Here is a 16763-nt window from a genome sequence, read left to right on the forward strand (position 1 = left end):
CCGGTTACCGCCTGGAGGCCGAGGCGTTGCGTTCCTCGGCCACTTTCAGCACCTCGTCGATGCTCTCCAGGCTGAGCCGCTCCTCGTGCGCGGCCGAGGCCGCGATGATCAGCTCTCCGCACAGCTCGATCTCGGCGAGGGCCACGTGGTCCTGAACTGCCGTACCGCCGACCGGAGCCACGTGCATCACCTCGTCTCTGCCGTTACCGACTTCCTAGAGTAGGGAGCGGCCTACACACCGCGCATGGCACGGACGGGCTAGTTCACGCCGGTCAGTTCTCGGCGATCTTGCCCGCGTAGATGTCGTCGTCGTCCGGCAACCGTACGCGCACCGAGGCCCCGAAATCGTAGAGCAGCGTGGTCGAGGCGACGGCGACGGGGCTCTTCTGCTGCCCGCCCACGAAGCTGAACCGGTGCCGGACCTTGCGGATGCGGCCCTCGTCGTCGAGGTAGGCGTCGAACGGCACCTCGGCCGTGGCGAACCCTTTAGCCGCCGCGGCCAGGGCCCCTTTGTTGCTGCCGGAGGCCCGCTGCGCGGCGTCCCCGAGATCGGCCGTCCCCCGGTAGTGCCGCACCCCGGTGCCCGCGACCTCGGTCCTGCCCACGTAGGTCGCCGACCGCGTCCCGCGCAGCACCTCGGCCGCCGCGAACGGATCGGTGGCCCCGCCCGTGACGAGGTTCCCGTCGGACAGGGTCCGCGTGTCCACCCGCACCCACTTGTCCGGCGGCACACCGGCGCCCCGGTTCTTCATGAACAACGCCCCGGGCGCGAGCAGTTCGGTGATGGGCCGATGCTCCATGGCCCCGGCGGGATCCTGCGGCAGCAGCACTCTCAGCCGCCCCATCCGCTCCCGGTAGTCGTAGACCCCGGCGCCCCGGATGGTCACCCGGGTCCCGCCGGCCGCCATCTCCATCGACGTACGGGCCTTCGAACTCCCCGCCTCCACCAGCCGGTCGGCGGCCCGGTGCAGCACGACGACCGCGTCCCCGCCGCGGGAGTCCCCGGCGGCCGCGTCACCGCCCGCACACCCGCCGGCCCCCAGTCCCACCCCGGCCACGATGCCGGCCGCGGCGACCGCCGCACCCGTGCGCCTGTGCCACCGTTCCCGCTGCCGCCCAGTCATCGCCTGCCTACCCCCAGCCGGTACGTCCGTCACGGGCCCCCTCGTTGTTCCGGATAACGACGGGTATGTGCCCCCGTCACGCGAGCACGCGGCAGCCGCCATGCGAACCCTTTACCTGCGATGGGTAACGTGGTCCGCGTGGCGCAGCAGGACGGGCCGGAACACCTCACGAGCACAACGGAGAAGGGCCGCTTCTGCATGGCCCACTGCACCTGCGGCTGGCGAGGCCCGGCCAGAAGAGCGAGAAGCCAGGCGCGCACGGACGCGGAGAAGCACGCGGCGGGCTGACAAGGCCGAACACCATGGAACCCCCACCTCCACGGCCCCGTCTCCCACGACGGAACCACCGGGAGGCCCCATGGAACGGCGTACATTCCTCGCAGCCGGCACGGCAGGCATAGCCGCGGCCGCGACACCCTTCACCACCGCCTGCACGAAGTCGGACACGGGCTCCGGGGCCAGAGCCACCGCCAGGACCGCGGCCACGAGCACGAAGTCGAACGTCACCGCCGCCAACTGGTGCGCCCTCGCCCGCGACCTCGACGGCCCCCTCGTCCGCCCGGGCGACACCGCCTGGACCACGGCCCGGCAGCTCTACAACACCCGCTTCGACAGCCTCAAGCCCGCCGCGGTCGCGTACGTGGACCACCCGGACGACATCCGCACGGCCCTGGCCTACGCCCGCGCCCACGCCCTGCGCGTGGCCATCCGCAACGGCGGCCACTCCTACGCCGGCTGGTCGTCCGGCGACGGCCGCCTGATCATCGACGTCTCGAAACTCAACCGCGTCCGGGCCTCCGGCAGCACCGCGGTGGTCGGCGCCGGCGCCAAACTCATCGACGTCTACCGCGCCCTCACCGCGAAGGGCGTCACGATCCCCGCCGGCTCCTGCCCCACCGTCGGCGTCTCCGGCCTCACCCTCGGCGGCGGACACGGTGTGGTCTCCCGCGCGTACGGCCTGACCTGCGACAGCCTCACCCAGGCCACGCTGATCACCGCGGACGGCAAGCAGCTCACCGCCAACGCCCGTGAGAACAAGGACCTCTTCTGGGCCCTGCGCGGAGCCGGCAACGGCAACTTCGGCGTCGTGACGGAACTGCACTTCAAGACCCACCCGGCCCCGCAGGGCGTCTCGGCGTATATGTCGTGGCCCTCCTCGAAGGCGGCCGCGGTGGTGAAGGCCTGGCAGGAGTGGGGCCCGTCACAGCCGGACGAGATCTGGTCGTCCCTCCATCTGGCGAGCGCCGCCGGCGGCAGGCCGACCGTCTCCGTCGCGGCCTTCTCCCTCGGCACCTACGGCGAGCTCAAGAACGCGGTCGACCGCCTGGCCGACCGCGTCGGCGCCCCGGCGAGCAGCGTCTCCCTGAAGCGGCGCTCCTACGAGGAGTCGATGGAGGTGTACGCCGGCTGCTCCTCGTTCCCGACGGACGCCCAGTGCCATCTGCCCGGCTCGACCCCGGGCCGTTCCCCGAAGGGCGCGCTGGGCCGCGAGACCTACGCCGCGGCGTCCGACTTCTTCGACCGCTCCCTCTCCGCGGCCGGCATCCGCACGCTGCTGTCCCAGATCAGCTCGGTACGCGGCGGCACGGGCAGCATCGCCCTCACCGCGCTGGGCGGAGCGGTCAACCGCGTCTCCCCCACCTCCACGGCCTTCGTCCACCGCCGCTCCCGCATGCTGGCCCAGTACATCGCCGCCTGGCGTCCGGGCACGACGGGCGCCACGGCCCGCGACTGGCTGGCCTCGGCCCACAAGTCCATGCGCCCCCACGCCTCAGGCGCGGCCTACCAGAACTACACGGACCCGACCCTGACGAACTGGCGCAAGGCGTACTACGGAGACGCGGCGACCCGCCTGAAGAACCTCAAGAACGAGTACGACCCGACCCGCTTCTTCACGTACCCGCAGGCGCTGTAGGACTGAGCTGCGGGCATGCGTGCCGCCCCCCGCTGCGGGCATGCGTGCCGCCCCCCGCTGCGGGCATGCGTGCCGCTAGGGGCGGCACGGGTGGGCGCAGCGGCACCCCGCTCCGCCGGGCTGCGCACCCACCCGGCCCCAGCAAAACCGCCGGTCACTACGCAGCAAGGTCCCGCTCAGAAGCCTGCTCCCGCCGAGCCCCGGGAATCACCGCACCCTCCCCGTCACCGGCCCCGCGCCCGCGGCCCCGCACAAGCCAACCCACCCGAGGCGACCGCTCAACCGCCCGCACCACCGGCGTCAACAACGCCATGGCCACCGGCGACAACAGCAACGCCACAGCCGTCCCCAGCGCGAACCCGCCCACGACATCCGTCGGATAGTGCACACCCATGTAGACCCGGATGAACCCGCCGAACACCGCCAGCACCAACGCGACGAGCCCGAACTTCCGATGGGCGACGAACAGCCCCACCGCCATCGCCATGACGATCGTCGCGTGGTCGCTCACGAACGAGTAGTCGGTCTTGCCGGAGACGAGCACCTCGAGCCCCTGATGGTCGAGGAACGGCCGCGGCCGCTCCACGAACCCCCGTATCGGGACGTTCACCAGCACGGCGATCCCCGCCGCCAACGGCGCCCAGACCAGCGCCGCGACGGAGGACGCCGCGTCCTCGTCCCCCCGGCGCCGCACGGTCCACCAGCACCAGACCACGAGCAGGACGATGGCGAGCAGAAGCCCGTATTCGCCCACGAACTCCATGACCCGGTCGAACCACCCTGGCGCATCCTTGGCCAGGCCATTGATGTCGTAGAGCAGGTCGACGTCAGGGTTCGACCCGGATTCGGCGAGTCCAGCCATGGTGCTGCGGCCCCTTCGTCGTCTCGCGGGCGCACCTGTGCGTGCGCCGCTCCTGCCACCCCCGTGGTTGTAGATCCGCTTCCGCACTGACGTCCGCTCGGCTACGTCATCAGGAACGCATGGTCCCCGTTGATACGTTCCACACTCCACCGAATGATCACGCAGACGTTATCGAAGAGAGATACGTCTTCGCAGCTCAGGGGGTGGGTTCACGCTCGGCTCACACCGTCGTGGGCAGTGCTTTCGCGCCATCTTCGGTGACTCGCGTGGCTCCGAAGTAGTCGGGGGTGTCGATCGGGTCGAACCGGATCACAGCACCTGTACGCGGCGCGTCGATCATGTACCCGCCTCCGACATAAATACCGACATGCCGGATGGCCCGTGAATTGGTGGGGTCGTCCGAGAAGAACACGAGGTCGCCGGGGAGCAGTTCGTCCCGGCTCGGGTGCGGTCCCGCGTTGTACTGGTCGTTGGCCACGCGCGGGAGCTTGATGCCCACGGTCTCGTAGGCGGCCTGGGTCAGTCCCGAGCAGTCGAAGCGTCCGCCCTGCTCAGCGGTACCGGTGCCGCCCCACAGATAGGGCGTGCCGAGCTTCTTCTGCGCGTACTCGATCGCGCCGGCGGCCTGCTCGGAGGGGTCGACCCGCCCGACGGGCGCCGCGAAGCTCTCCGAGAGCGTCGTGATCCGCTTCACGTAGTTCCGGGTCTCGCTGTACGGCGGCACGCCCCCGTACTTGATCACCGCGTACGCCCCGGCGTTGTACGCGGCCAGCATGTTTTCAGTCAGATTCCCGCCGACTTTCTTCACGTACGAGGCGAGTTCGCAGTCGTACGACGCGGCAGAGGGAATCGCGTCCTTGGGGTCCCACACATCCCGGTCCCCGTCCTTGTCCCCGTCGATGCCGTGCGAGGCCCAGGTTCCGGGGATGAACTGCGCTATCCCCTGCGCGGCGGCGTGGCTCTGGGCCCTCGGGTTGAACCCGCTCTCCTGGTAGAGCTGGGCGGCGAGCAGGGCCGGGCTGATGGCGGGGCAGAGGTTGCCCCACTTCTGCACCAGGTTCGAGTACGCGGCGGGCACCGCCCCCTTGGCCAGCGCCTTCGCCCCACCGCCCACGCCGTTGGCCAGGTTCCCGGCGACGATGTAGACCCCGACGACGAGCAGCATCACGAAGGCCAGGGCGGAGCTGATCGCAACACCCGCCACGATCCATGCCTTACGCACCGTCAACCGCCCCTCACCGCACGCGAGTCCGTCGCCTGGTCAGTGTAGAGGGGGCTGCCGCACTCAGGAATGATCACGAAGAGGAGAGTCGGGGGCGGAAAGAAGAACCGGCCACGGCACGGGCGCACGGCGGAAGCACGCCCGGGGAATCCGGCGCACGGGGTCGGCACAGGAGCGGGTGGCTCACCCCTCTTACGCCGGTTCCCCCACGGTCAGCGGGAACACCGTGCCCGTCAGCTCCTCCGACACCCGCCACAGCCGACGGGCCGTCAGCGGATCGCTGGCCGCCCGGGAGCGGCCCACCAGGGTCGGGGCGCCGCGCATCTCACCCAGGCCGTCGGGGCCGACGTAGCTCGCACCGGGCAGGTCCTGGGTGGCGGCGTAGAGGGTGGGGAGGGCGCCCGCCCGGTCGTCCTGCGCGAGGAACCTGTTGCCGAGGCGCATGAAGGCGCGCGCCGCCGGGTTGGCCGCGTGGCTCTGGAGGTTGGTGGCCGCGTAGCCCGGGTGGGCGGCCAGGGCGCGGACGGTGGAGCCCGACTCCGCCAGCCGGCGCTGGAGTTCCAGGGTGAACAGGAGGTTCGCCAGCTTGGACTGGGCGTAGGCGCGCTGCGGAGTGTAGTTCGCCGTCAGGCCCAGGTCGTCGAAGCCGATCGTCGCGCCGCCCCAGCGGTGGGCGCCCGAGGAGACCGTGACGACACGGTCGGTGATGTGCGGGAGCAGCAGGTTGGTCAGGGCGAAGTGACCGAGATGGTTCGTGCCGAACTGCATCTCGAAGCCGTCCTTGGTGCGCTGCCTGGGGAGCATCATCACGCCGGCGTTGTTGATCAGCGCGTGCAGCGGCTCCCGCCAGGCCTCGGCGAACTCCCGCACGGAGGAGAGGTCCGCCAGGTCCAGGCGCCGCACCTCGGTGCTGCCGCGCACGGACGCCGCCGCGGCCCGCCCCCGCTCCGGATCCCGTACCGCGAGGACGACGTGCGCCCCGGCCCGGGCCAGCGCCTCGGTCGCCGTGAGACCGATGCCGCTGTTGGCTCCGGTGACGACGACGGTCCGGCCGGTGAGGTCCGGCAGGCGGCGCGCGTTCCCTGTCTCGTTGCTCTTCGTGTTCTGCTCAGCCATACCCTCGAATGTAGGCGCCGACAACAATGCTGTCAACGACAACAATGATGGCGGCATCAACATCGGGATACGATGGTGCGCATGCCCGAGAGCCGCCCCTACCACCACGGAGACCTGCGCTCCGCCCTGCTCGCCGGCGCCGAGCGCACCCTGCGGGAGAAGGGGACCGGCGCGCTCTCGCTGCGCGAACTGGCCCGCGAGGCCGGCGTCAGCCATGCCGCGCCGGGCCGCCACTTCAAGGACAAGCAGGCCTTGCTCAACGCCCTGGCGCTCGCCGGATACGACCGGCTGGGCCAGGCCCTGGACAGCGCCGACGACGCCACCCTCCCGCTGGAGCGGCGGCTCACCGCCCTCGCCCGGAGTTATCTCGCCTTCGCGATCGACAACGCCGAGCTGCTTGAGCTCATGTACGCCCGCAAGCACGAGCCGGACGCCTCGGAGCAGATGGCCGCGGCCGTCGACCGGACGGTGGGCTCCCTGGAGCGGGTCATCGCCGACGCCCAGGAGCGCGGCGAGATCATCGCGGGCGACCCGCAGCACCTCACCCTGCTGACCGGCGCCACCCTCCAGGGCGTCGCCTCCTTCGCGGCGGGCGGCATGCTCGCCCCCGAGGCGGCCCTGGACGGCATCGAGGAGCTCGTCCACCTCCTCCTGCACGGCCTCAAGCCCCGCTGAACCGGGCCCCCTTGGGTCAAGCCGCACCCATCCTCCGGCCATCGACCCGTCACCGATCGGTAAGCCCGGCACCCCCTTCAGCAATGCGGAAGTCAGGATTCCGAAAGCCGTCTTGTTGTCACGTACTCAACAAGCGATCGTCGTCGCGGGTCGCCGCCCCCGCCGGGAACCACACCGGCGGATCCCCCACCCGCAGGCCTCTGTCCACCACTGCCAGGAGGCTGTACCTTGCGCACGACATCGCCCGACACCCCCTCCACCCGCCGTAGATGGGGCCGCACCGGCTCCGCCGTCATCGCCACCGCCGCGCTCCTGCTCACCGGCCTCGCCACGGCCGCCACCACCGCCCAGGCCCGGGAGAACTCCTCCAAGGTCACCTGGACCCGCTCCTGCGCCCTCCCCCGGCACACGAACGAGATGGCCTGCGACGCCCTGCGCGTCACGGGCGGCCGCACCGCCTTCCAGCAACAGCACGGCATCTCCCCCCGGGCCGCCGACGCCACCGCCCCCTCCGGTTACGGCCCCTCCGACCTCCAGGACGCCTACGGCCTGACCTCCGCCGCCGCGAGCAACGGCTCCGGCCGCACCATCGCCATCGTCGACGCCTACGACGACCCGAACGCCGAGTCCGACCTCGCCACCTACCGCTCGCACTACGGCCTCCCCGCCTGCACCACGGCGAACGGCTGCTTCAAGAAGGTGAGCCAGACCGGCTCCACCACCTCCCTGCCCACCGCCGACAGCGGCTGGGCCGGCGAGATCTCCCTCGACCTCGACATGGCGAGCGCCATCTGCCCCAACTGCCACATCACCCTCGTCGAGGCCAAGTCCGCCTCCATGGCCAACCTGGGCACCTCCGTCAACGAGGCCGTCGGCCTGGGCGCCAAGTACGTCTCCAACAGCTACGGCGGCGGCGAGTCCTCCTCCGACGCGACGTACGACTCCTCGTACTTCAACCACCCGGGCGTCGCCATCACCGTCAGCGCGGGCGACGCGGGCTACGGCGCCGAGTACCCGGCGGCCTCCAAGTACGTGACGGCCGTGGGCGGCACCAAGCTCTCCACGTCCTCCACCAGCCGCGGCTGGACCGAGAGCGTCTGGCGGACCAGCGGCACCGAAGGCACCGGATCCGGCTGCTCCGCCTACGACACCAAGCCGGCCTGGCAGACCGACACCGGCTGCGCCAAGCGCATGATCGCCGACGTCTCGGCCGTCGCCGACCCGGCGACCGGCGTCTCCGTCTACGACACCTACGGCGCCGACGGCCAGGGCTGGGCGACCTACGGCGGCACCAGCGCTTCCGCCCCGATCATCGCGAGCGTCTACGCCCTGGCCGGCACCCCGTCCAGCGGCTCCTACCCGGCGAAGTTCCCCTACGCGAACACCTCCGCCCTGAACGACGTCACCAGCGGCTCCAACGGCAGCTGCACCACCGGCTACTTCTGCACCGCCCGGACGGGCTACGACGGCCCGACCGGCTGGGGCACTCCCGAGGGACTCGGCGCCTTCACCGGCTGACCCTTCCGATCCTGTGACAGAACGTCACCGAGGAACGGGCCGCGGCATCCCAGCCGCGGCCCGTTCGCCGCGTTCGGTAGCCTTCACCCGGAGAACACGGGCGCGACCACTCACCCGACCGACCGTCAAAAACGGTCCGTAAAGGTGACATGGGACGTAAAAAGGCACAACGACGGAACCTCACGACAGGTTTCGCTCAGGCCTCATTGCCCGTCGTGACCTGCCGTGATACACAGAGTGACCATACGATCCTTCGCACACCGTCCGTCGCCTCCCCTAGGGGCCGGCGCGGAACGGTGGCAAGGTATTCGTACGAAACCCGCCAATCAATGACGCCAAGTCGACATCCGACAGCGTCATTGTCGGCGAGAATGAGGCCTGACCTCTGCACGACCGCAGAGGGTACGGAACTACCCAACAGGGGCGGTGACTTACATGCTCTTTGCGGCCGATAAGGGAGACATCAACACGATCATCGGCGGGATCGCTCCGGACTGGGGCCCCTTCGGCAGCCTGGGCAACGAGGCCAAGGTGATGATCGAGGTCGTGATGGCGGTCGCCATTCTGCTCTGCCTCGGCATCGCCATCTGGGGCGCGGCCAAGCAGCGCATCGGTGCCACTGCCCTCCGGGACACCTTCAGCGCGGAACAGGGCAAAGGCCTCATCATCGCCGGCCTCACAGGAGTCTTCATCATCGGCTCCCTCGGCACGCTGTTCACCATCGTGTACGGCATGGCCGTGTAGCCCGGGCACCGTCCGCCCGGCCGGGCACGCCCGGCTCCTCTCCATCCCACCCGCCCGTCGTGCCCACCGGCTGAGGTTGCGTTTCCCTGATGTCGAGTCACCACACCGCGCCCGCGCGGGAACCAGCACGGCTACCGTCGTACGAGGAGTATGAGAAGTACGACCGGTACCAAGTGTTTCCGCACGACGTCGAGGGGGCGGACGCGGCATGAGTCTCGGTGACGAGCACGAGGCCTCCGGCGGCTACGGCGGCACGGGCCAGACCCGCACCCGCCTGCCCGACACCGACCCCGACGCCTACGGCACCCCCCGCCGCACCCCCCGCTCCTCGTCCCGCAGCCTGGTCACGGTGGTCGGCGTAGTAGTCCTCCTCCTCGCGGCCATCGCCTTCGCGAACCGCGGGGGTGACGACGCCGACAAGAGCGAGTCGTCCGGCAACAAACCGGAAACAGCGGCGACGGCGCCCTCGGGCCAACGCCCCGTCCAGTCCAAGTCGGGCGGCATCCCGTCGGGCTTCGCGCAGAGCCAGGAGGGGGCGGAGAGCGCGGCGGCGAACTACGCCGTGGTGCTGGTCTCGGCCGACATCCTCAAGCCCGTACGGCGCACCGAGATCGTCCGCCAGGTCTTCGACGCCGGCCGAGTCTCCGAGCTTGAGAGCAATCTCGACCAGGTGTACGACAAGGCGTTCCTCGACAAGGTCGGCCTGGACGAGAACGGCGAGGCGCCGAAGGGCAGCACGTATGTCTCCCGCACCATGCCGGTCGGCACCAGGACCACCGAATACTCGGGCAGCGCCGCCACCGTCGAGGTCTGGTGCACGGGCGTGTTCGGGATGACGGGGGAGAGCTCGCAGAACCCGGTCACCAACGACTGGTTCACCATGACCCTGCGGTTGCGCTGGACCGACGGCGACTGGAAGGTCGACAGCTTCTCCCAGAAGGAAGGCCCCGCGCCGGTCAACGGCGACAACAAGGTGTCGACGTCGGACGACATCTCGAAGGCCGTCGAGGAGTTCGGAGGGTTCACGTATGCCCGGTAGCCCGCGCCGCGCAGTCAAGCTCGCCGCCACCCTCACAGCCGTACAGACCACGCTGGTCCTGCTCGCCACCCGAGCGGTCGCGGCGCCCACGCCTTCGCCCACGCCCAGCGACGACAACTGCTCCCTGCTCTCCGGCAGGGCCAGAGAGATCTGCGAAGGCGACACCGGCAGCGGTGGCGGCGGAGGCGGCGGAACCTCCCGCCTCGACCCCACCTCCACCCTCGACCCCCTCTCCTCCCTCGCCAAGGGCTGCGCCGAAGCCGCCTCCTGGACCGTCGACAAGCTCAGCGTCGCCGTGAAGGAGACGGCCAACGTCGACTTCACCAACCCCAAGTTCCTCCAGCAGTACGCCGTCGTCTTCGCCGCCTCGACGGTCCTCACCCTCCTGCTCTGGCTCATGGCCGTGGCCAAGCGCGCGGTGCGCGGCGTCCCCCTCAGCACCGCCATCGGCGAAGCCATCGGCTTCCTCTGGCTGACCGTGCTGGCCTCCGCCTTCACCCCCCTGATCCTCTACACCGTCGTATCGGCCACGGACGGCATCACCGAGGTCCTCGCGAAAGCCACCGGCGACCAGACCGACGCCTTCTTCGGCACGTTCTCCGAAGCCCTCAAGAAGGGCGAGGACATCGGCGGCGGCCCGATCATGCTGATCGTCGTCTCCCTGGTCAGCATCCTCGCCGCCGGCGTCCTCTGGCTGGAGCTCGTCATCCGCGCCGCCCTGCTCTACGTCGGCGCTCTCCTCGGCACCGTCGTCTACGCCGGCCTCGTCGACAAGAACCTGTGGGGCCACGTCCGCCGCTGGGCGGGCATCATGATCGCGGTGATCCTGATCAAGCCCGTCATCGTCATCGTGCTCGGCCTCGCCGGCGCGCTCTCCGCCGACGACGGCCCGGACGCCTTCTCCGCCGTCGTCTCCGGCCTCGCCATCATCCTGCTCGCCATCTTCGCCAGCGCGATGATCTACCGCTTCGTCCCCGGCTTCGGCGACGAGATCGCCGGCTCCCGCAACAACCGCCTCATGCAGGGCGCCGAGGGCAAGGCCGCCGCGGTCATCAGCTCCCCGGCGACCCTGGTCGCGCAGGGCATCAAGACCCACAGCTCCCGCGCGGACAACAAGGGCGGCTCAGGCGGCCAGTCCTCCGCCCCCCGCCCCTCGAACCCCGCCTCCGGCGGAGTCGCCGCGCACAGCTCGCGCCCCTCGAACGGCGGCGGCGGATCTGTCCCCTCCGCCGCACCCGCACCCCGTTCGAGCAGCCCCGTCAACACTCCCCACGCCAGCAACACCCGCAACAGCAGCAGCAACCGCACGGGAGGTGAAGGGCGTTGACGACCGAGTCCCACGTGTCCCATCCGGTCACGCCCCGCCGTACATATCTGATCGGCCGCGCCCGGCCGAACGCGATCATCGGCCGCAACCGCGAGACCGGCGAGATCGCCCTGATCGTCGTGGGCGCGTTCCTCGGCATGATGTGCGGACTGCTCGTCCCCGTGCTGTCCCTGCGCATCGTGCTGCTGGCCGGGTTCCCGATGCTGGCGCTGGCCGCGGTGTACGTGCCGTTCAAGCACCGCACGTTCTACAAGTGGTTCGAGATCAACCGCAGCTACAAGCGGACCCTCAAGCAGGGCACCACCTACCGCTCGACGGCCGTCGAGGCCGGCACCCGGCTGGACGGCCGTGAGGTCGAGGTCGGACCGCCCCCGGGCATCGGCCGCGTCACCTGGCTGGCCGCCCCCTTCGGGCCCGACGAGATCGCCGTACTGCTGCACGCCGACCGCAAGACCGTCACGGCCGCCATCGAGATCGAGGGCCCCGGCGTAGGCCTGCGCGACTCCGAGGACCAGGAAGCCCTGGTCGACCGCTTCGGCACCCTGCTCAAGCACGTGGCCAACGGCGACGGCTTCGTCACCCGCCTGCAGATGCTCGCCCGCACCCTCCCCGCCGACCCGGACGCGCACGCCAAGGACGTCTCCGTCCGCGGCGACGAGAAGGCACCACCGTGGCTGCAGCAGTCGTACGACCAGCTCCAGTCGATGGTGTCGACCAGCAGTGAGCAGCACCGCGCCTACCTGGTCGCCTGCATGCACTACACACGCGAGCTCGCCGCCGAGGCCAACACCATGGCCCGCGCGGCCCGCGCCCACGGCGGCAAGGTCGACCGGGACGCCGGACTCGCCGTCGTCATGGCCCGCGAGCTGACCGACATCTGCTCGCGCCTGCAGGAGGCCGACATCCGCGTACGGCAGCCGCTCGGTCAGGGGCGACTGTCCTCGCTGATCCACTCCATGTACGACCCGGACCACCCGATCGACCACATCCAGGCGATGTCGAAACGCAATGCCTGGCCGGCCGAGCTGGACGCCATGGAGCCCACGTATCTCCAGGCCAAGACCCGGGAGTCCAGCACCCGCGCCCCCTGGTGCCACGCCACCGCCTGGGTGAAGGAGTGGCCGATGACCCCCGTCGGCGTCAACTTCCTCGCCCCGCTCCTCGTCCACACCCCGGACGTCATCCGCACGGTCGCCGTCACGATGGACCTCGAACCCACCGAGGTCGCCATCGAGCGCATGCTCACCGAGAAGACCAACGACGAGGCCGAGGCGTCCCGCGCCGCCAAGATGAACCGCACCGTCGACCCGCGCGACGTCGCCGCGAACTCCCGGCTCGACCAGCGCGGCGAGGACCTCGCCAGCGGCGCGGCCGGCGTCAACCTCGTCGGCTACATCACCGTCTCCTCCCGCACCCCCGACGCCCTCGCCCGCGACAAGCGCACGATAAGGGCCTCGGCAGGCAAGTCGTACCTCAAGCTGGAATGGTGCGACCGCGAGCACCACCGCGCCTTCGTGAACACCCTTCCCTTCGCCACCGGCATTCGGAGGTAGGACCTGATGCGGGACCCGCTGTCCGTCCTCACCGACGCCTTCACTTCCTTCCTCTTCGGGAAGGTCGAGACGACCAGGCTCCCGGTGCGCACGTCCACGGGCCAGGCCCAGGCGGTGTACCTGCCGACGGCGGCCCCGGGCCTCGGCGACTCCGGCGTCATCATCGGCCGCGAGGTGTACTCCGGAAAGGGCTACATCTACGACCCCTTCCAGCTGTACGGCCAGCAGCTCCCCGCCCCCCACTGGCTGGTCCTCGGCGAGTCCGGCAACGGCAAGTCGGCGCTGGAGAAGACGTACGTCCTGCGCCAGCTCCGCTTCCGCGACCGCCAGGTCGTCGTCCTGGACGCCCAGGGCGAGGACGGCGTCGGCGAGTGGAACCTCATCGCCCAGGAGCTGGGTATAACCCCCATCCGCCTGGACCCGATGGCCGCCCTGGACATGGGCATCCGCCTCAACCCGCTCGACCCGGCGATCACGACGACCGGCCAGCTCGCGCTGCTCCGGACGATCATCGAGGTCGCGATGGGCCACGGCCTGGACGAGCGCTCCGGCTTCGCCCTGAAGGTCGCGCACGCCTACGTCAACGAGACCATCGTCGACCGCCAGCCGGTCCTCACCGACATCGTCGAGCAGCTACGGCACCCCGAACCCGAGTCGGCCGAGGCGATGAACGTCGCCATAGACGACGTACGGGCCTGGGGCCTGGATGTCGCGCTGGTCCTGGACCGCCTGGTCGACGGCGACCTCCGAGGCATGTTCGACGGCCCGACGACGGTCGGCATCGACCTCGACGCGCCCCTCATCGTCTTCGACCTGTCCCACATCGACCGCAACTCCATCGCCATGCCCATCCTCATGGCGATCGTCGGCGTGTGGCTGGAGCACACCTGGATCCGCCCCGACCGGAAGAAGCGCATCTTCCTGGTCGAGGAGGCCTGGCACATCATCAACAGCCCCTTCGTGGCACAGCTGTTCCAGCGCCTGCTGAAGTTCGGCCGACGGCTCGGCCTGTCCTTCGTCGCGGTCGTCCACCACCTCTCGGACGTCGTCGACGGCGCGGCGGCCAGAGAGGCGGCCGCCATCCTGAAGATGGCGTCGACAAGGACGATCTACGCCCAAAAGGCGGACGAGGCACGGGCGACGGGCAGAGTACTGGGCCTCCCCCGCTGGGCGGTCGAGATCATCCCGACCCTCACCCCCGGCATCGCCGTCTGGGACGTCAACGGCAACGTCCAGGTCGTCAAACACCTGATCACGGAGACCGAACGCCCGCTGGTCTTCACCGACCGCGCGATGACCGAGTCCTCCGCCGACCTCGCCGACGACGCCCTGCGCGCCGCCGAACTCGAGGCGGAGGAACGGGCCGCGGCCTTCGTGGAACACCACCTGGGCGACTCCGAATCGACGGTGGCGTAGAGGGAGAACGCGTGAGACCGGACGACCGCCGCACCCAGCGGGACAGCCAGGGAGGCATCCCCGACGGCCTGCTGATCGGCATACTCGCGTTCCTCCTCGGCATGACCCTGCTGGTGTGGACGGCCACCGGCCTCGCCGCCTGGTTCGCCCACGGCTCCTGGCCGTCCGGCGTCACCTTCACCCGCACCCCCCTCGCCATGCGCGGCCTCATCGCCCAGCCCCACGACATCCCCGGCGCCTGGCCGGACACACCCCCCGGCGAACTCTCGGGCTACGGCCTGTTCTGGGGCCTGTTCATCGGTCAGTTGATGATCCTGGTCGTCCTGACGGTCTTCGTGATGGGCACACTGGCCCGATGGAGGGCGGTCCGCGCGAGGCGCCGGGAGGAAAGGGCGACAGCTACGGCACCGGGCCCGGCAGGGGGCGCGTACGAGGCACACACACCAACGCAGCACGAGGTCCGGGCACCGGCGCAGCACGAGACCTGGGCAGCGGCGCAGGAGCACGCATCCCCGGCGGCGCAGCACGAGGTCCCGACCCCCCGCCGCTCACCCTCCTCCGACCCCACGAGCCCCCTGGAACCGACAGCGAGCCCGGCCGGCTCCCCCCACCCGACGGCAGCCCCCGTCCACCCCCCACACCCGACGGGAACCACCGCCCCACCCCCGGCAACGGTCCCCGCGACCCCGGCATCTCTGTTCGCCCAGGAACGAGTGGGCGGGTGGGCAAAAATCCACGTAGCCCCAAGGGAAACCCGCCAAACCACCGCAGCCCAGGCGGTACGCGACGCGGAAGGCCCCGCCCTCGTCGTCACATCGAACCCCGCCCTCTGGCAGAGCACCAAGGACGCCAGAGCCAAACTGGGCCCCACCCACCTCTACGACCCCACCCACCTCTGCGACACCCCGTCCCGCCTCCACTGGTCCCCCACAGCCGGCTGCGAGGACAAGGCAACGGCGACCGCGAGAGCCACCGCCCTCCTCACCCCCGTCCGCCCCACCGCCAAACTCGACCAAGCCCTCAGCGACACAGCCGAGACACTCCTGCGGAGCTACCTGCACGCCGCGGCCATCGACGGCCGCACCATCCGCCACGTCCACCGCTGGTCCCAGGGCACCCAGATCCAGGACGCCGTACGCATCCTCCGCACGAACCCCAAGGCCGCCCCCGGCTCCGCGGGCGAACTCGAGGGCGCTCTCACCGCCCACCCCGAACGCCGGGACATGGCCCAGCAGTTGACCACCCGCGCCCTCACGGCCCTCTCCACGGTCAACATCCGCGAAGCCTGCACACCCAACCGAAGTGATGCCCTCGCCTTGGATTCCTTCGTCCACGAAGGGGGCACGCTTTATGTGGTGGGGGAATCCATCGAGGACCCCAGGACCAAGCCGGGCGCGATGCCCCTCCTGACGGCCCTCGTCTCCAGCGTGGTCGAGCGCGGCCGGCACATGGCCGAACGGTCATCCTCCGGTCGCCTCGACCCACCAATGACGCTCGTCCTGGACGACGTCGCCGCCGTGGCTCCGCTTCCCCAGCTGCCGGAGCTGCTGGCCACCGGAGCGGACCGGGGCATGCCGACCCTGGCCCTGCTCCGGTCCCGCGAACAGGGCCGCGCCCGCTGGCCGCACGACGAACTACCTGTCTGAGCGCGCTCACTCCCGCTCGAGCACGAACTCCAACTCCCGCTCCCCCGCGTCCCCCAGCGGCACGGTCACCCCGCTCGGCAGGAACCCCGCCCGCCGATAGAACCGCTGCGCCCGCCCGTTCTCCTCGTGCACGATGAGCCGCACCCGCTCAAGACCCTGCGCCCACGACCATTCCAGGGCCGCGTCGAACAGCACCTCGGTCAGCCCGCTCCCGCGCTCCTCGGGCCGTACGAACACAGCGACGACGTGCCCCTGCTTCCGCTCCACCTCGAACCCGGCCCAGTCCGTCGTCCCGGGCTCCTCCACGAGCACGGTCAGCGTCCCCACCCACTGCCCGTCCGGCCCCTCGGCGATGATCTGCTGCGCCTTGTCCGCTCCTTCGGCGGCCCGCGCGGTCCGCTCCTGCCAGAAGGAGTCCGGCTTGGCCAGGGCCTCCTCGTACGTCTCCAGGAAAGCCAGGTGCGCCACCGGGTCCCGCAGCGCCGCGAGCCGCAGCTCCTTCGCCGCAGGCCACTCATCAGCACGGACGGACCGGATCACATAGCTCATGCGGGCCACGGTAGTACCCGGGTACGACACCCCTCACCCCGATTACCGCCGCCGGTC

General features: G+C 70.5%; 16 protein-coding genes. 10 read left to right on the forward strand and 6 right to left on the reverse strand.

The window, feature by feature from the left end; all coding sequences use genetic code 11:
- Positions 1 to 4: 4 nt before the first annotated feature.
- Together OHU35_RS19960 and OHU35_RS19965 are read right to left on the reverse strand one after the other, a co-directional pair.
- Positions 5 to 187: a hypothetical protein gene (locus OHU35_RS19960; protein ID WP_193479608.1), complete on the reverse strand. Its 183-nt coding sequence runs from the start codon at positions 185 to 187 to the stop codon at positions 5 to 7.
- A gap of 85 nt (positions 188 to 272) precedes the next feature.
- Positions 273 to 1124 carry a hypothetical protein gene (locus OHU35_RS19965; RefSeq protein ID WP_189729574.1) on the reverse strand — a complete coding sequence of 284 codons (852 nt, stop codon included), beginning with the start codon at positions 1122 to 1124 and terminating at the stop codon, positions 273 to 275.
- 138 nt (positions 1125 to 1262) lie between these two features.
- Here OHU35_RS19965 and OHU35_RS19970 point away from each other — a divergent pair, with 138 nt between their 5' ends.
- Together OHU35_RS19970 and OHU35_RS19975 are read left to right on the forward strand one after the other, a co-directional pair.
- A complete protein-coding gene (locus OHU35_RS19970) occupies positions 1263 to 1412 on the forward strand; it encodes a hypothetical protein (RefSeq protein WP_344986731.1) in 150 nt (49 codons plus the stop codon).
- Between the two features lie 70 nt (positions 1413 to 1482).
- Entirely contained in the window at positions 1483 to 3039 is a 1557-nt protein-coding gene (locus OHU35_RS19975) for an FAD-binding oxidoreductase (protein WP_405506221.1), read from the forward strand.
- 157 nt (positions 3040 to 3196) lie between these two features.
- Here the strand turns inward: OHU35_RS19975 and OHU35_RS19980 are convergent, their stop codons facing one another.
- The 3 genes from OHU35_RS19980 to OHU35_RS19990 form a co-directional block, all read right to left on the reverse strand.
- A complete protein-coding gene (locus tag OHU35_RS19980) occupies positions 3197 to 3901 on the reverse strand; it encodes a phosphatase PAP2 family protein (protein WP_405506222.1) in 705 nt (234 codons plus the stop codon).
- A gap of 220 nt (positions 3902 to 4121) precedes the next feature.
- On the reverse strand, positions 4122 to 5129 hold the full coding sequence (locus tag OHU35_RS19985) for a bifunctional lytic transglycosylase/C40 family peptidase (RefSeq protein WP_229873384.1): 1008 nt from the start codon (positions 5127 to 5129) through the stop codon (positions 4122 to 4124).
- Between the two features lie 186 nt (positions 5130 to 5315).
- A complete protein-coding gene (locus tag OHU35_RS19990) occupies positions 5316 to 6239 on the reverse strand; it encodes an oxidoreductase (protein ID WP_405506224.1) in 924 nt (307 codons plus the stop codon).
- A gap of 72 nt (positions 6240 to 6311) precedes the next feature.
- Between OHU35_RS19990 and OHU35_RS19995 the strand changes: the two genes are divergently transcribed.
- The 8 genes from OHU35_RS19995 (at position 6312) to OHU35_RS20030 (ending at position 16157) form a co-directional block, all read left to right on the forward strand.
- Positions 6312 to 6914 (forward strand): TetR/AcrR family transcriptional regulator, encoded by a 603-nt coding sequence (locus OHU35_RS19995; RefSeq protein WP_405506225.1) that lies wholly within the window; start codon positions 6312 to 6314, stop codon positions 6912 to 6914.
- 228 nt (positions 6915 to 7142) lie between these two features.
- The gene (locus OHU35_RS20000) at positions 7143 to 8432 is read left to right on the forward strand and encodes a S53 family peptidase (protein ID WP_189729587.1); all 1290 of its coding nucleotides are present in this window, start codon (positions 7143 to 7145) and stop codon (positions 8430 to 8432) included.
- A gap of 435 nt (positions 8433 to 8867) precedes the next feature.
- Complete coding sequence (locus tag OHU35_RS20005; protein WP_003991275.1) at positions 8868 to 9176, forward strand: hypothetical protein; 309 nt, start codon at positions 8868 to 8870, stop codon at positions 9174 to 9176.
- A gap of 208 nt (positions 9177 to 9384) precedes the next feature.
- Positions 9385 to 10215, forward strand: a complete 831-nt coding sequence (locus OHU35_RS20010) for a hypothetical protein (protein ID WP_405506227.1) — start codon at positions 9385 to 9387, stop codon at positions 10213 to 10215.
- The gene (locus tag OHU35_RS20015) at positions 10205 to 11542 is read left to right on the forward strand and encodes a hypothetical protein (RefSeq protein WP_405506229.1); all 1338 of its coding nucleotides are present in this window, start codon (positions 10205 to 10207) and stop codon (positions 11540 to 11542) included. Before OHU35_RS20010 ends, OHU35_RS20015 begins: the two co-directional genes overlap by 11 nt.
- Entirely contained in the window at positions 11539 to 13095 is a 1557-nt protein-coding gene (locus OHU35_RS20020; RefSeq protein WP_189729592.1) for an SCO6880 family protein, read from the forward strand. The genes OHU35_RS20015 and OHU35_RS20020 overlap by 4 nt, the downstream gene beginning before the upstream one ends.
- Before the next feature lie 6 nt (positions 13096 to 13101).
- Positions 13102 to 14511, forward strand: coding sequence for an ATP-binding protein (locus OHU35_RS20025; protein ID WP_189729594.1), 1410 nt, complete (start codon positions 13102 to 13104; stop codon positions 14509 to 14511).
- Between the two features lie 11 nt (positions 14512 to 14522).
- Positions 14523 to 16157: a TraM recognition domain-containing protein gene (locus tag OHU35_RS20030; RefSeq protein WP_405506230.1), complete on the forward strand. Its 1635-nt coding sequence runs from the start codon at positions 14523 to 14525 to the stop codon at positions 16155 to 16157.
- Between the two features lie 6 nt (positions 16158 to 16163).
- Here the strand turns inward: OHU35_RS20030 and OHU35_RS20035 are convergent, their stop codons facing one another.
- Positions 16164 to 16706, reverse strand: coding sequence for a GNAT family N-acetyltransferase (locus OHU35_RS20035; protein ID WP_189729598.1), 543 nt, complete (start codon positions 16704 to 16706; stop codon positions 16164 to 16166).
- Positions 16707 to 16763: the final 57 nt, after the last annotated feature.

Origin of the sequence: Streptomyces purpurascens (assembly GCF_045040895.1) — a bacterium.
Taxonomy (GTDB): Bacteria; Actinomycetota; Actinomycetes; order Streptomycetales; family Streptomycetaceae; genus Streptomyces; species Streptomyces purpurascens.

Bases quoted from the DNA above. Each gene is read 5' to 3' on its own strand.
- OHU35_RS19960 (WP_193479608.1), bottom strand. From the start codon at position 187: ATGCACGTGGCTCCGGTCGGCGGTACGGCAGTTCAGGACCACGTGGCC.
- OHU35_RS19965 (WP_189729574.1), bottom strand. From the start codon at position 1,124: ATGACTGGGCGGCAGCGGGAACGGTGGCACAGGCGCACGGGTGCGGCG.
- OHU35_RS19975 (WP_405506221.1), top strand. From the start codon at position 1,483: ATGGAACGGCGTACATTCCTCGCAGCCGGCACGGCAGGCATAGCCGCG.
- OHU35_RS19980 (WP_405506222.1), bottom strand. From the start codon at position 3,901: ATGGCTGGACTCGCCGAATCCGGGTCGAACCCTGACGTCGACCTGCTC.
- OHU35_RS19990 (WP_405506224.1), bottom strand. From the start codon at position 6,239: ATGGCTGAGCAGAACACGAAGAGCAACGAGACAGGGAACGCGCGCCGC.
- OHU35_RS19995 (WP_405506225.1), top strand. From the start codon at position 6,312: ATGGTGCGCATGCCCGAGAGCCGCCCCTACCACCACGGAGACCTGCGC.
- OHU35_RS20005 (WP_003991275.1), top strand. From the start codon at position 8,868: ATGCTCTTTGCGGCCGATAAGGGAGACATCAACACGATCATCGGCGGG.
- OHU35_RS20010 (WP_405506227.1), top strand. From the start codon at position 9,385: ATGAGTCTCGGTGACGAGCACGAGGCCTCCGGCGGCTACGGCGGCACG.
- OHU35_RS20015 (WP_405506229.1), top strand. From the start codon at position 10,205: ATGCCCGGTAGCCCGCGCCGCGCAGTCAAGCTCGCCGCCACCCTCACA.
- OHU35_RS20025 (WP_189729594.1), top strand. From the start codon at position 13,102: ATGCGGGACCCGCTGTCCGTCCTCACCGACGCCTTCACTTCCTTCCTC.
- OHU35_RS20035 (WP_189729598.1), bottom strand. From the start codon at position 16,706: ATGAGCTATGTGATCCGGTCCGTCCGTGCTGATGAGTGGCCTGCGGCG.